The organism is Dysgonomonas sp. 511 (assembly GCF_010501105.1).
Classification (GTDB): domain Bacteria; phylum Bacteroidota; class Bacteroidia; order Bacteroidales; family Dysgonomonadaceae; genus Dysgonomonas.
The window spans coordinates 1-14,418 of the sequence record NZ_QVMQ01000045.1; the positions used below are offsets into that span (position 1 = coordinate 1).

General features: G+C 39.1%; 10 protein-coding genes and 1 pseudogene. 4 read left to right on the forward strand and 7 right to left on the reverse strand.

What is annotated here, in order from left to right; genetic code table 11:
- A partial coding sequence (locus D0T57_RS15705) for a DUF6044 family protein (RefSeq protein ID WP_221412315.1) occupies positions 1 to 1,080 on the forward strand: 1,080 nt, incomplete at its 5' end.
- 59 nt (positions 1,081 to 1,139) lie between these two features.
- Here D0T57_RS15705 and D0T57_RS14370 read toward each other — a convergent pair.
- The 3 genes from D0T57_RS14370 to D0T57_RS14380 all read right to left on the reverse strand — a co-directional run bounded on the left by D0T57_RS14370 (position 1,140) and on the right by D0T57_RS14380 (position 5,786).
- Positions 1,140 to 4,388 (reverse strand): exodeoxyribonuclease V subunit beta, encoded by a 3,249-nt coding sequence (locus tag D0T57_RS14370; RefSeq protein WP_163274177.1) that lies wholly within the window; start codon positions 4,386 to 4,388, stop codon positions 1,140 to 1,142.
- Complete coding sequence (locus tag D0T57_RS14375) at positions 4,366 to 4,704, reverse strand: translation initiation factor (RefSeq protein ID WP_163274178.1); 339 nt, start codon at positions 4,702 to 4,704, stop codon at positions 4,366 to 4,368. The genes D0T57_RS14370 and D0T57_RS14375 overlap by 23 nt, the downstream gene beginning before the upstream one ends.
- 110 nt (positions 4,705 to 4,814) lie before the next feature.
- A complete protein-coding gene (locus D0T57_RS14380) occupies positions 4,815 to 5,786 on the reverse strand; it encodes a hypothetical protein (RefSeq protein WP_163274179.1) in 972 nt (323 codons plus the stop codon).
- A 134-nt stretch (positions 5,787 to 5,920) separates the two neighbouring features.
- Here D0T57_RS14380 and D0T57_RS14385 point away from each other — a divergent pair, with 134 nt between their 5' ends.
- The 3 genes from D0T57_RS14385 to D0T57_RS14395 all read left to right on the forward strand — a co-directional run bounded on the left by D0T57_RS14385 (position 5,921) and on the right by D0T57_RS14395 (position 11,110).
- Entirely contained in the window at positions 5,921 to 6,970 is a 1,050-nt protein-coding gene (locus tag D0T57_RS14385) for an AMP-binding protein (protein WP_163274180.1), read from the forward strand.
- A gap of 230 nt (positions 6,971 to 7,200) precedes the next feature.
- Positions 7,201 to 8,400 (forward strand): PBSX family phage terminase large subunit, encoded by a 1,200-nt coding sequence (locus tag D0T57_RS14390; RefSeq protein WP_163274181.1) that lies wholly within the window; start codon positions 7,201 to 7,203, stop codon positions 8,398 to 8,400.
- A 235-nt stretch (positions 8,401 to 8,635) separates the two neighbouring features.
- Positions 8,636 to 11,110, forward strand: coding sequence for a hypothetical protein (locus tag D0T57_RS14395; RefSeq protein WP_255490615.1), 2,475 nt, complete (start codon positions 8,636 to 8,638; stop codon positions 11,108 to 11,110).
- 42 nt (positions 11,111 to 11,152) lie between these two features.
- Here the strand turns inward: D0T57_RS14395 and D0T57_RS14400 are convergent, their stop codons facing one another.
- The 4 genes and pseudogenes from D0T57_RS14400 to D0T57_RS14415 all read right to left on the reverse strand — a co-directional run bounded on the left by D0T57_RS14400 (position 11,153) and on the right by D0T57_RS14415 (position 14,196).
- On the reverse strand, positions 11,153 to 11,599 hold the full coding sequence (locus D0T57_RS14400) for a hypothetical protein (protein ID WP_163274183.1): 447 nt from the start codon (positions 11,597 to 11,599) through the stop codon (positions 11,153 to 11,155).
- Between the two features lie 102 nt (positions 11,600 to 11,701).
- The gene (locus D0T57_RS14405) at positions 11,702 to 12,532 is read right to left on the reverse strand and encodes a hypothetical protein (protein ID WP_163274184.1); all 831 of its coding nucleotides are present in this window, start codon (positions 12,530 to 12,532) and stop codon (positions 11,702 to 11,704) included.
- Positions 12,533 to 12,837: 305 nt separating this feature from the next.
- Positions 12,838 to 13,712: pseudogene (locus D0T57_RS14410) on the reverse strand (transposase).
- Between the two features lie 133 nt (positions 13,713 to 13,845).
- Positions 13,846 to 14,196 (reverse strand): transposase family protein, encoded by a 351-nt coding sequence (locus tag D0T57_RS14415; protein ID WP_163274185.1) that lies wholly within the window; start codon positions 14,194 to 14,196, stop codon positions 13,846 to 13,848.
- Positions 14,197 to 14,418: the final 222 nt, after the last annotated feature.

Here is a 14,418-nt window from a genome sequence, read left to right on the forward strand (position 1 = left end):
AAAAGAAAAAATAGCAAATATTTGTTTATGGGTATTATTTTGTTGAGTCTGATGTATGTAATAAGTCATTTGCCGTTATTTTATTCATTTTTTGCTGATGTCAATTTTGTATCTCACCGGATAGAGTTTTTCAAACAAGGAGAAAGCGTATTGAGTGTTATTAAATGGATTATTAAAGAAAATACAAAGAACTCTAATGACATATTATATACATATACTCATAATTTCAGCCTCCATAAATATATATTACTAACTTTATGTATTAGCATTTTATTTATGGTAAAAAATAAGATGAAAGATAGAAGATTAATATTTATTCTTTCATTTATTTTATTATCATATGTCCCTATTCTTATATATAAATGGGACTTGTTTTCCAACATCGTGATTTCCATAAATAAAGTATTGCCTTTAGATTTTGTACGTATAACTTGGCTATTTCCTCCTCTTTGGTATATCGTTTTTGCTATTTCATTATATTATATCCACAAAATGAGCAAGAAAGGAATATATCTATGCATTGTTATTATCTTAGTGCAATCAGTTGTTTTATGTAAAAAACAGCCGTATCATATATTTCAACACGAATCAAGCTATAGTCACTTTTTTGCCAAGAAGCAATTTGATGATATAAAAAAAACAATAGGAAGAGATGCTTCTTCTTATAAAATTATAAATATTTACCTGCCCCCTGCAATATCGCAATATAATGGGTTTTATACACTAGACGGTTATTCTACTAATTATCCCCTTGCATATAAGCATAAATTCAGAAAAATAATGGAAAAAGAATTAGATAAACACCCTTACAATAAATTCTTTTTCGACACATGGGGTTCCTGGTGTTATATATTACCAAGTGAAATTTATGCATGGTGGCTTCTTAATAGTTACGATAACGATTTACCCTCCATCCAACACCTAGACCTCGATTACAATCTGATAAAAGAAATGAATGGACAATATATAATATCGTCAACCGAGATAAACACAGATTATAATAGCCGACTAAGATTGATGAAAATATTCGATAATTACGAAACATCTCACTGGACGATATACTTATACGAAATAATTTAACCGGGTATTTACACACTATTATATCAAACTCATGTGAAAATATCAGACAGTGTTCAGGCTTACTTATGACACACCTCTATCACCTTTCCCAAGGTGATATAACACACATATCCCTTGATGTCGGTATACCCCATCTTACGGATCTGATCCATGTAATATTTCACCTGACGGTTGTACTTACGGTTTTCTTTCTCGCCGAATTTATAGTCGATAACAATGACCTCGCCGTCTTTTATCATCACTCGGTCGGGACGGCTAAATGTGCCTTTGTGCTGTAATATCTGTACTTCGTTCAGCACCCGGTATTCGCCCGAATACCACGGCATAACGACTGGATCGGACAAATAGCCTGCCAATAGCGACATTATTTCTTCCTTCTGTTCCTCAACTATATCGCCCGATGCGCGGTATTCTTCTATGGCCGCCTCCACGTCCTGCAAGGTTTCCACATGGCTCACTATCTCGTGCATCAGTGTACCATAATCGCGTTTGCCCGTATCGGAAAAGAAATATTTGTTTTTCAGCCTCAGCTTTACCCGCTTATCGTATTGTATGCTCGATATGGAGTCGATACTAATTTCATTCACTGCGGATTCCTTCTCTTTTTTCGCAGGATGGTAACCTTCTCCTATGCTGAAAATGCCCTCTTCGTCGTCAAGATATTTACTGAGGTCGATATACGGCTTCTCGTCTTCCTCCTGTATTGTGCTATTCATACTTGCCCAAAGCAAAGAAGCAATATTGCCGACTTCTATCTTCTTCGGGCGGGGAGCATATACGATAAGTTCGTTTTTGGCACGGGTGAAAGCCACATACAGTATATTTATATTGTCGATAAAGGCGTGCAACTTTTCATCGAAATACTCGTAGCTGAAAATCGTATTTTTCAATTTTTGCGAATATTTCACCGGCACAAGGTGCAGGCGGTCGAATGGCGCAACTTTTGGGTGGCACCAGAGAATCGTGGTCAGCTTATGATCTATCTCCCAGTTGCAAAACGGGATAAGCACAACGTTGAATCCCAGCCCTTTAGACTTATGTATGGTCATTATGCGGATTGCATCCTGCCCATCGGGAGTGAAAATCGTCTTATTCGCCCCCGTATCCTTCCACCATTTAAGGAACGAATCGAGGTCGGACGAATAGCGGACTGTAAAGTCGAGAACCATATCCAGAAAAGATTGGATGTAGATTTGCTCGTTTTCTTCCATCGCATCGTGAAACAGCCTGAAAATGTCCTCTGTCATTTCATACAACGGCAATTCGCGGATGCGCTCCAACTCTGCTGCCACATCTGCCGGAAGCTCGTTGTTTGCCGAGAAATATTTTTCGAGGGCTTCTTCGGCATTCATACGGTTGCTGTATTTAAAGTACTCATATACAGCCAATGCCTTTAACGAAGTATCCAATGGGTTATGCAGGTATCTGAGTAAGGCTATTATCAGTTTTATACTTTTGGAATTGCCGACAAAAAGCGCCTCATCGGAGATAATATCGTAGCGGTAGCCCGAATCCGGGTTTGCGCTTTTATACTCCAACAGGCAGTTGGCAACATCTGCACCCTCTCTTTTGGTACGTACAAGTATGGCAATATCTTTCAGCAAATAGCCTCTATCCTGCAAGCCTTCTATTTGTTTGGGCAGTTGTTCGAGGGCATATTCCTGCCAAGTCTGCTCATCCGTACTTTCTACGAATTGCACATGTACGTGCCCTTCATTGTCGCGGCGGCTATCGGGTATTGCCTGCGTAAGTTCGCCGTAAGCCCTTGTTATACGCCCGAGAAAAGGATGTAATCGCGGATCGCCAGCCCCTTCGAGCGAATGATTGTAAGTTTCCTGCAAAAGCTTTGCCCCCTGCGTAAATATACTGTTGTTGAATGCTATAACATTGTATGCACTACGCCAATTGGTGTCGAGTGTTTCGTGGTTGATACCCTCGGTGGTGAAGTCGGCATCAAGTTGTTCGTCAAGCAATTTCCAATCCGAATTTCGCCACCTGTAAATACTTTGCTTTACATCGCCCACGATAAAGTTGCGGTTGCCTCCGCCAAGGCTGTCGCGCACCAGCGGCAGGAAGTTTTGCCACTGCATACCCGACGTATCCTGAAACTCGTCGATCATATAATTATTGACCCTCAACCCTACTTTTTCGTAGATAAAAGGCGATTCGTTGCCGTCTATAATACGATTGAGCAATTCGGTAGTGTCCGAAATAAGCATCGTATTGTTTTCGGCAGCCAGTTCGCGTATTTTCTTATCCACATCGGCAAGTATGCCCAACGTGAAGAAATAGCGATTTATTTCGTAAGCCGTCTGGTAGGTCTGCGAATCGTCGTAATGGGCGATAATATCACAGACACAGTTGTTCAGTTCGGGGTAAATATCGTCAATCTTGCTGCGGACATCTGCACTGGTCTTTTGTGTGTACCAGTTTGCTGTATCGTCTGCCAGTGTGCGGAAAGTATTAGAAGGCTCGGCTATCGCTCCGTTTGCCCATTTGAGGAATGAGGCGAAAGGCGAACGCGACCCTCCTTTAAAGTCTTCGGTAGTAAGCCCATAACGCTGCATTATATTCAGGGCTTTTTCTCCTATCTGCTGCGAACGGCTTTCGAAGGTGCGGATAATGGCAAAAAGCATACCCTTATAGTCAGCCATCAGTTGTTTATCGGCAATGTTTTCCTGCACCTGATTGCTGTATGCCTTATAACTTTCTTTAAAAATCTCGGACGAAAGCGATTGTATATCGTTGCGGATGTTCCATGTCTCGCCATTCTCCACTTTCTCTTCGGAGAAACGTAAAAGCCAGTCGAGCAGGAGCTTATTATCGGAACGTTCGAGATCGAAAAGCAGGGAGTCGATAGCTTCGCCTAATACCTTATTGGTATCGAGTTCTACATTATATCCTCCGCCTAGACCGATCTCGCGAGTAAATGCACGCATGGTCTGCTGAAAAAACTTGTCGATAGTGCTTACCGAGAAAGCAGAGTAGTCGTGCAATATGTGCACAAGCACTTCGCGGGCTTGCTGCCGTATTTGTTCCTCATTTTTCTTGTATTTATGCGAAAGGGAGACTATATAGTCCGATTTATTATTTGCAGCCAAGTTGGCTAATTCGCTGATAATACGGCTTTTCATTTCGTCGGTCGCCTTGTTGGTAAAGGTTACGGCAAGTATATGCCTGTAGGCAAACGGCGACGAATAGAGCAAATGAAGGTATTCTTCGGTCAGGCGGTGTGTTTTTCCCGATCCTGCCGAAGCCTTATATACATGTAGGTTTTGCTGATTATCAGATGGTTCGTGCTTTGGCATAGCCTTCTTTGTGGAGTAGTTCGAGAATCTTTGCCCTGAAGTCGCCCTGCACGATTATCTCGCCATCTTTTGCCGAACCGCCTACACCACATTTCACTTTGAGAAACTTGCCTAATGCTTCCAAATCTTCGGTCGTACCAGTAAAGCCGGTTATCAAAGTAACGGACTTACCTTTGCGGTTGCGCTTGTCGAGTGAGATACGGAGCTGTTGCTTGTCTTTGGGCAGGGTTTCTTCTTCCTGTTCGTCTTCTTTTTCATATTTATAGTCCGGATTGGTAGAATATACCACATTCAGACGGTCTTTCCAGTCGTTCATACCTGATAAGTTTTTGTAGTAACAAAGATAGTTTTTTTCCTGCATTATAAAGACAGTGGACTATCTCTTTGTTATTCCGGTCGGGAAAGATGGAGAACAGACGAACGGCTTCATTCACTTCTCTGCATATACTTCGCCCTGCCCGCAAGGTTGAAAAAGTGGTTCAGGTCTTCTATCAGGCAGTCGTCTTCCATACGGTATCCAATTACCTTGTGTTTAACCGAATGGATCGTCTGCATCACAACAAAATGAATGGTAATGATATTGCCGCCTACATCATTCACAAGATAAGGCTCGAACACATATGAGGGTTTATCTATCGGATATCTTTTAGAAAAGAAAGTCCGGTCAAAATCATAATCGGCAGCAATATCTATACAATAAAAAGACGAATCGCTGTCGAAAACCACAGCTTTGCTGCTGCCGTAATACGGATACAACCTCAACTTGCTAAACTGGTATATATTATCGAGCTGAAGAAGGACTTCCTCCGTTTTTTCCAAAACGTCCTTTTCTGCATTATGAGTACTTCCTTTTTTATAGACGTGGAATTTGTTATTTTGCACGTAGTACGAGATTTCGTCTATCTGATCCAGGTCGGCGTTTATACGATCGGCAGGCTTATATATTTTATGGCTTATTATTTTGCTTACGTTTTCCGAAATGCTTCTGCTTGTTATTTTTTCCATATCGGCATCCGGCAGCATCTTCTGCGGTGTTTTTTCTATCGCAGCCTTATTGTTGATAGCATATTCTACCAACAACAATGTTTGGATAATATCGTACCGGTTGCGATTCTGCGAAATCACGATAGGCAAGCCTTTCTTTTCTCCATTTAATAGAATCTTATATTCGTATTCTTTCTGGGCACCTTTTACATAGTCATGTGTAAAATTAAGGAAGATAGTATCCCTGTAATTCATTTCTTTAGCCAAAAGCTCTGCATATTGGGCTATTATCTCTGCCTTGTTGCGCTCTTCGTGCTCGTAGTACCCATAGAAGATATAGCCTTTGACATTGCCATATTTGTACTGATAGCCGACATCGGAATGGGCAAACAATGATGTGGATAATATTGTCATTAAGGACAAAAGAATATATTTCACTGCCGTTATTTTTACTATTGATAAAAGAATTAATCCTTTAAAGGTATGAATTATTATTTTATGTCGATGTCTTTTTTTATAATTGCATGAAAATTCAAAAACAAGGGTTTATGTACGAATTTAATATACGCAAACAAACTATAACGATAGAAGGCGACACATATATGCCTTACGATTTCAATACCAAAGGCATACCTGCATTTGCCGGAAAATCGGAATTTCATTACAAACTTTTCCTGTTTCTCTGCGACTGGTATTCAAAATCGCCTTTTTTGAAAGTGCAGACATCCGGTTCGACAGGAACGCCAAAAGAAATCGTTGTCGAGAAATCGCGTATGATGAACAGTGCCGAAATGACCTGCCGGTATTTTGGGTTAAAAGAAAAAGACAAATCGCTGTTATGTATGCCTTTGGACTATATTGCGGGGAAAATGGTAACGGTAAGGGCTTTGATTGCCGGTATGGATTTGCATCCTGTGCCACCTTCGGGCAATCCACTGAAAAACAACGATGTATCTTTCCGTTTTGCAGCTATGACTCCGATGCAGGTTTACAACAGCTTGCAAACGGATATTGAAACAAAACGCTTATCGCAAATAAAAAAACTGATTATTGGCGGTGGCGCCATAGATAATTCTTTATTGGAGATACTAAAGGAACTCCCCAATGATATTTATTCCACATATGGAATGACCGAAACGCTTTCGCACATTGCTATCAGAGCGTTGAATGGTGATTTTGCAACCGATTATTATTATCCTCTACAAAATGTTTCGGTAAAGCTGTCAGAAGAAGGCACATTGATCATAGACGCACCCAAAGTATCTGCCGAAAGGCTAGAAACCAACGATATAGCCGAAATAAACAAAGATGGTGGATTCCGCATATTGGGGCGCAAAGACAATGTAATAAATACTGGAGGCGTAAAGGTGCATGCCGAAGAAGTGGAAGCCTTGCTCAAACCTCTGATAAAAGGCAATTTTGCCATCACTTCGCTACCCGATGAAAAGTTTGGCGAGATTGTGGTACTTCTCACAGAAGAAGATGTAGACGAATCGCTTTTTGCCGGGAAACTGCCTCCCTACTCTACTCCAAAAAAGATAATAAAGGTCGATACCATTCCGTTGACCGAAACGGGAAAAATAAAAAGAAGCCATTAGATCTCCAGCCCTTTGGGGGATTGAGGGGACTTATTGTTAGAGCCTGTTTAAATTTTAGCGAAAATATTTCTTATAGGTTCTTTAGTATAGTTCTTAGCAACTTTTTTATGCTCTTTTTAGCGTATTTTCCATATTTAAAAACAGCTATAAAAAAGATTTGCTATAAAATTTAAACAGACTCTTAACTATTGTCCATTATTTTCCATCTTCTTTATCTATAAAGAAAAAAAATGGAAACGACAGGTGTTTTTACACGCAACCTCAAGGCTTATAAAGACGGATACCGCTATATTGTAAACAAAGGATCGACCCGCTCGTCGAAGACATACAGCATCTTGCAATTGCTGCTTGTAGTTGCTGAGATGTCGCCCACTCCGCTCACTATATCGGTAGTATCGGAATCGTTGCCCCATCTCAAGAAAGGTTGTATCCGCGATTTTAAAAATATACTGCAACGCATTGACAAATGGCAACCGCGCAACTGGAATGCGACAGACAAGATATACAGGACAAAGGGCTCGATGATAGAGTTTTTTTCTGCCGACAATGCTTCGAAAGTGCACGGCCCTTCACGCGATATACTCTATATCAACGAGTGCATCAATATAGAATACGAAATCTATCGTCAGCTTGCCATCCGCACCACTGGTACTATTTTTCTCGATTGCAATCCCAGCTTCGAGTTCTGGCTCGACGAAAAAGTAATGCAGCAACCAGATGCCCTGCTTATCCACTCTACCTACCGTGATAACGAATTTCTGTCCGAGGCTCAAATAAAGGAAATAGAAAGCAACAAGGGCGATGCCGATTGGTGGCAGGTCTACGGCGAAGGGCTGACAGGCGCACGGCAAGGTGTGATTATGCAAAATTGGGATATCGTTGCCCATCTGCCCGAAGGCTACAAAAAACGCTGGTTGGGTATCGACTTCGGCTTTACCAACGACCCTACGGCCATTGTGGATATGCGCCTGTCGGATGGCGAACTGTGGATAGACGAATTGCTTTACCACAAGGGTTACGACAATATGATGATTGCCAAACACTTGTCTACACTAAACATTCCGCGCGACACTCCTATAATTGCCGATAGCGCCGAACCGAAAAGCATCCGCGAAATAGCGACTCAAGGATGGCGCATAGAGCCGGCACAGAAAGGAAAAGACAGCATAAATACAGGAATTTCGTTGCTCAACCGTTACCCGAAACATATTACCTGCCACAGTATGAATATAATCAGCGAATACCGCAACTACCGATGGCAGAACGATGAGTTTGGAAAGGCTACGAATATCCCCATCGACCGCTACAATCATTCGATTGATGCACAGCGATATGTGTGTCTCAACAAGCTGCTGGAACGGGGCAGTGGGTTGAGCTATGGCATACTTAGGGGTAGAAAGCCCCCTCAATCCTCCGGAGGAGGACTTTAGAGTAAACCGCAAAAACAAAAACAACATAAATAACGAAGAAACTAATTATCTAATACCCTCTTAGCACCCCCACGGGGGCAAGGGGGCTAATTCTAAACTTATGGCAAATATAGAACTCTACATCAACAAACAACTGTGTGAGACGGAGAACCCCGACAATTTTTCGGTGTATCTCAAGCGTCAGTTTATAAACCCGGCAGAACTAAGCACCAAAGATGCGCAGCGTTCGTACGATATGCAACTGCCAGCTACTGCCGTAAACAATGCTATCTTCGGCTACACGAATACGGAGGAGGTAAAGGGCAAATTTTCACAGCTTTACGATGCGCAACTTTTGGTGGATGGTATCAAAATTTTCGACGGAAAATTCAAATTGAGCGAAATCACGCGCGATTATTATAAAGGTAATCTGGGCGTACCTGCACCGAAAACGGCAAAGGATATTTTTGGGGAGACAATGATGAATCAGGCTGGGACGTGGCTGGTGGATTTTAAAGGAATAGAGGATATAGCATTGTATAATACAGGTAAACATTCCGAAATAGAAAAATATGAGGGGATTTCACCTTGCATTTTTCCTTTCGTTTTATACGGATTGCTGCCCAAAAGATCTCAGAATGGAATTTACTCTGATAAAAATCGAATAGACAACACTGTCCTTTTTGACATTAATGATTACCCTCCTTCAGTTAATTGCATACATATGTTAAAAGAAGTGTTCAAGGGAGCCGGATATGAGCTTACAGGGAGCGCTCTTGCTGACGAGCGTCTTAAACAGCTTTATGTTAGTTATAAAAATCCAAATGATTATGAAAAAGTACAAGCTGTATGTGAAATGAAAATAGCAGGTACTTGGGGCAACCTAATGAATGGCGTTTCAGAAAAAAAACGATATTATAAAACAGTATCTTGGCTTGACAGTTACTCTGTAGACCTCTTTAACTCTCAAAATATAAAAATCAAAGAGGTCGTAGATAGCGGCTATAATATTAAGCAGACACAAGTAGGAAATAGCAATAATATAAAATTTACTATTCCTCAATCAGGTCTCTACAAACTTATATTTAAAGCTCAATATAGAGCAAAAGAAGGGAATGAGTATATAGATATAAATTTTGAAGAAGGGGATTTAGAACAGGATTTTATTGAATTGAAAGTACTTCGGAACTGCGATGAAGACACTTTTAAAAATTTATTTTTTGACAATTCTTTTTATAAAAATAATATCAACCAGAATAAAGAAGGACAAAATAACAAATATCCAAAAGCTCACCAGGTAAATTTTATCGATCCTAAGCAAAATCCTCATTTTATCTGCGGACTTGCTTGGGGAGGTGAATATTACAGTACTCAGCGTGAGGAAAATTTATATAATAATCCGATGGTAAAGGACTATATGTTACACAACCCAATGGCTATAACAGGTGGCAATTCGTGGACTATTGAAGAACTCCCACCTAACGAACAAGACAGATATAAAGCATATTCGGCTGTGGCTAGTGAAGGATATGTATACTCGGATGGTAAAGATGCCAATATGTTTAAAATAAGAATAGATGGGATTCCCGAAAAAATAAAAACTCAAACAATACGCAAGGATAACTCCAATGCAACGGGACAAGTAGCACAGATTGTCTGGCTGGAAAAAGACGAAACCATTACCATTGCTTCGACATCCAGAATTAGGATTTTGGGATGGGGGCATCACGAAATAGATTTTGAACTATCACTTGAACCATTCATACCCTACAAAGGCTGGCTGAAAGTTGATGAAAACAATTCCACGCTTACATCCGGCGAAGCGATGAATTGGAACGCCCCTACTGAATTTGAATTAGGTCGTATGAATCTTATAAAACAATTGCCATCGAACATAAAGGTAAACGACTGGGTAGAAAATTTTTGTAAGGCATTTAATTTAGATTTGGTACATGGTAAAAAAAATACGATAGAGCTAAATGTCAAAAACAAGAACATAATAAATAATATAACCAATATAATAGATTTAGACAAACGGGGAGGTATAAGCCAGAGAACGAATAATCCATTAAAATTACCTTATAGTTATGAATTAGGATTCACCGTAGACACTAATGAAGAAGGATATTACCGCAAGATGGAAATAGATGAAAAAACAGGAGGGCGCATTCCCAACTCAGGAGAAAACGGAGGAGGCATATATTTGACTGACAGCATAGAAACGAATAAAATTTCACAAACATCTAATTTTTCATATTGTTGGTATATGGATATTATAGACGATATAAATAACACTTCTTTGAGTATCCCTGTGATTACCGACCACGACTTATGGGATAATAAGTCCGACTATGCAGATATGTTAAGTAAAGAATATTACGACAAAGCACAACGTTTTTGGTATCAATCGGGGATTTACGATATTCAATCTAAAGAAAACAACTTTAAATTAGCAATGGTTAGTAACACCTATAATGACAAAGGAAAAAGAATAATATTGGATTATAAAGACACCCCAAATTCTATTATTCAGAACTATTTTCTTTTACTTACTCACAGTGATAATAATTATACTATTGTTGATTGTCTACTGACACCTGAAGAATATATAAATTTAAACAAGTCGTTTATAAAATTAAATGGAGACCTATACACCGTAGCTGAAATAGACGGATACGATCCAACCTGTAAAAGAAAAGCCTCCCTGAAACTTATACGAAAAACTATATAGTACCGAATTAACAACAATTAACAACGAAAACTCCTTTTGTTGTTAATTGTTGTCGTTTATCCATCGCTCATATTTACCCCAATTATCGTCACTTATAGGCAGACCTAAATATTGATAATTTACATATAGCCAATTCTTTTCCAATCTATAATATTGATAACTTTCCGATCGAGAAAAATAGCGAATAGTTGTATTGTTTATCTGATAATCAGTACCAGAAGTTATTTTTTGATATGTTCCATTTGGGAGAAACACTATAGAGTAATATTTAAAATCCTCTGAAAAATAACCACCTTCTTCATTGTTTGGATGTACCCATACACCTTTTACCGGATTATAATTACCCCCGTAAACTTGATACATGGGATGCTCCGGATCGTTCCAATCTCCTTCCCATTGAAATATCTTATCATCATCATCGTCACCGCCACAGGCAGGAAAAACAAATGGCACGCAAAAAAGTAATAGAATATAAAATAGCTTTTTCATAATTGTTCATTTTGTTGCAAAGATAGAGAGTTTAGTTAAAAATGAAAAATTAAGAGTTGAATTAAAGCTAAAATGCGATATAATTACCAGGAAGTATTGATATCAGGAAAAAATCCAATGCATATTGTCAATTTGAATTATAATATCTTCTAAATTCTTTAAATCTTCATGTTGAAAGAATATCATATCTTCATGAGTAAAACGCTCGTAATCATTAAATGTACGCTCACCTAAAACAAATAAAATTTGAGGATTACCTTCTATATCATGTTTCTGTATTATTAATCTTTCGACCTTTTCTTGGTAATACTTACGCAATAAAATAGAAAATGCAATTATACCATCTTTATTTTCATAAGGTATAAGTAAATCATTATAACCAGGTGGAAGCTTTGTTTTGCAGGAAACAATACCTTTTCCATATTGTATTTTAGTTTTCCTATTGTATTTCTTTTTATCAGGGAAAAGAGAATGTATAATTTTGGTATTTTTGTATGTAAGTAAATGATATTTCTCTACATTCCCATCAATAAATGAATACTCTCCTGTATATTTATCAAATACATCAGGACGGTTATTTTTAGTCTTATTTTTATTTTCAACATCGAATATAGCATCTGCTACTTTAACAAAATCAATAGCAGGCATCATATTTGGGTGAAATTTACTTGGCTTATCCAATCTCAAAACTTGCATTTCATTTTTTATCCAATAGTTTTTATATGAAAAGAATCCATGCCGATTATTTAGGTGGGTAAACCCTGTATCTTCATTTCCCTGAGTAACTATTAACTGATTATTTTTAGATATAGTGATGATAGTTTTTTTATTAGAGTTTCCTGAAATCACATGTGTGTCTAAATATAAATCAATGTTTTTTTTAGCTTCTTCTATTATTTCTTGTTGTTCTTTTATTGTAAATAATCTTTCCATGTTCATTACAGGTATTGCATTAAGAACAAATATAATTTTAATTTTTCAAATATGGTTATATTCATGGCCTGCGTATCCGAGACAGAAACGATTGAGACGTATCCCGAGGCCACCCTTTATATACAGGCCATGGTTACTTGTATATATTCCTGTTCGAAAAAAAATGAAAAAAATTTCAGAATTTTGAAATAACACATTAGACCAAAAGTAACGGTTTCGACCTATCCTATAGCTTGGTATAGTGCCGTTATTTACTAAGTTTTGTGGGTCAGCGGATTTTCCTGGTTGATAAGCCTTGTCACGTATCACGAATATAGCATCGCTAGTCTGTACATAAAGAACTTAATATCTCCACGCCTCTGAATTGACTTCTGAGCGCCTTAATTTTAGCGTTGAAAGATTCAGCCGAAGCATTCGTGAGTCTTTCATTGAAATAGTTAATGATTGTTTGATTGTGATTTTCAAAGGTGTCCAATACCCGATTGAGCCCGGTTTCTCCAAACTTTTCTACTTCATTATACCACTTGGCAAGTAGCAGTCTTGCTGAATCAGCCTTAATCTGTTTGTTAAATATTTGAGTCAGCCCAATAGAGAGTTCATATCCTTGTTTGAGTTTAGGATAGGCCTCGAATAAGATTTGTGCCCGGATTTTTTGCTGTTCATTCCATTTAGAAAAGTGCTTAAGAACGATATGCTTAGAGCGTGCCATAATCTGTGGCATAGTTTCACCGTTACTCATCCTTGTTGGTTCCCATGGCTCCAGTGAACACCCCTGTTGTTTAGCTTCCTTGCGTTTTTCCCTATATTCCCGGATAGCCTTATTCTCTGCATCAAGCACCTCCCAGCGATATTTTACCCGAATCTGGTCAACGGCTTCATTCATCAGCTGTTGCACAAGGAAACGGTCGTTTATCAGCTCGGCTTTAGGAAAGGAACGGCGTGCTGTCAGCATCATAGCCGAGGATAGGTCAGTAGTTACGCTTTTAACCTGAAGACGTTTATGGCGTGACATCTTCTTGAATGCTCTTATCACAGTCTCGCTGGATACACCACGCACCATAGCCACAAGGGAATGCTCCCGACCATGAGCGGCTTTATTGGTTAATATCGTGTAGACTTCACCATTGCTCATGCAAGTTTCATCCAAACTCAGATCAGCACCCAGATTCTCTTCAAACAATGTGTATTCTTCGGCATGATCTAACTGTTCCCAAACACGATAGTCACTAATGACTTCTTTGTACTGTTTGCGAAGCCTCTGACCGTTCAAACCGTTTCGGGCAGCAAGAGTACTTATGCTTACAGGTGTACTTTCAATCTCCCTCTTTTAAAAAAGCCACGAACTCTGCGTTCAGGCGAGTGTGGTCATGTTCTGACAAATCCCAGTCATAACTAAAGATAGCACCCGAATCATGGTCGAGCCATTTGCGCTTGCGAACATGCAGGTAAGTAGCACGACCACGAATAGGAAAGTCCTGAATCGAATGGTAAGAGCCAAAGCCGTAGGCTACAACTTTATTATTGTACTTATCTTCACGCAATTGTACTTTCTTCTCTTCAAGCCAGATATCAAAACGAGTATCAGACTTCTCAAAATTGACAATGTCAAAATTGTCTATCAAAACAGCGGGGAGTATAGCTCCTAACAACTTCTCGGGATTCATGCACACAAAGATAAGCTATATTCGTGATACGTGACAAGGCTTATCAACCAGGAAAATCCGCTGACCCAGTTTTGTATGTTTGATACGCTACATTGATAGAAGCCTGATCTCTTTAAGATATGTTGGCTCACCCCTTAAAGTTGTGGAGTTAGAAAAAAGGGAGTAGTTTTGCTTTATGGAAACAGGCTACGAACTATTATTACCCGCTGGTATACTGACTTA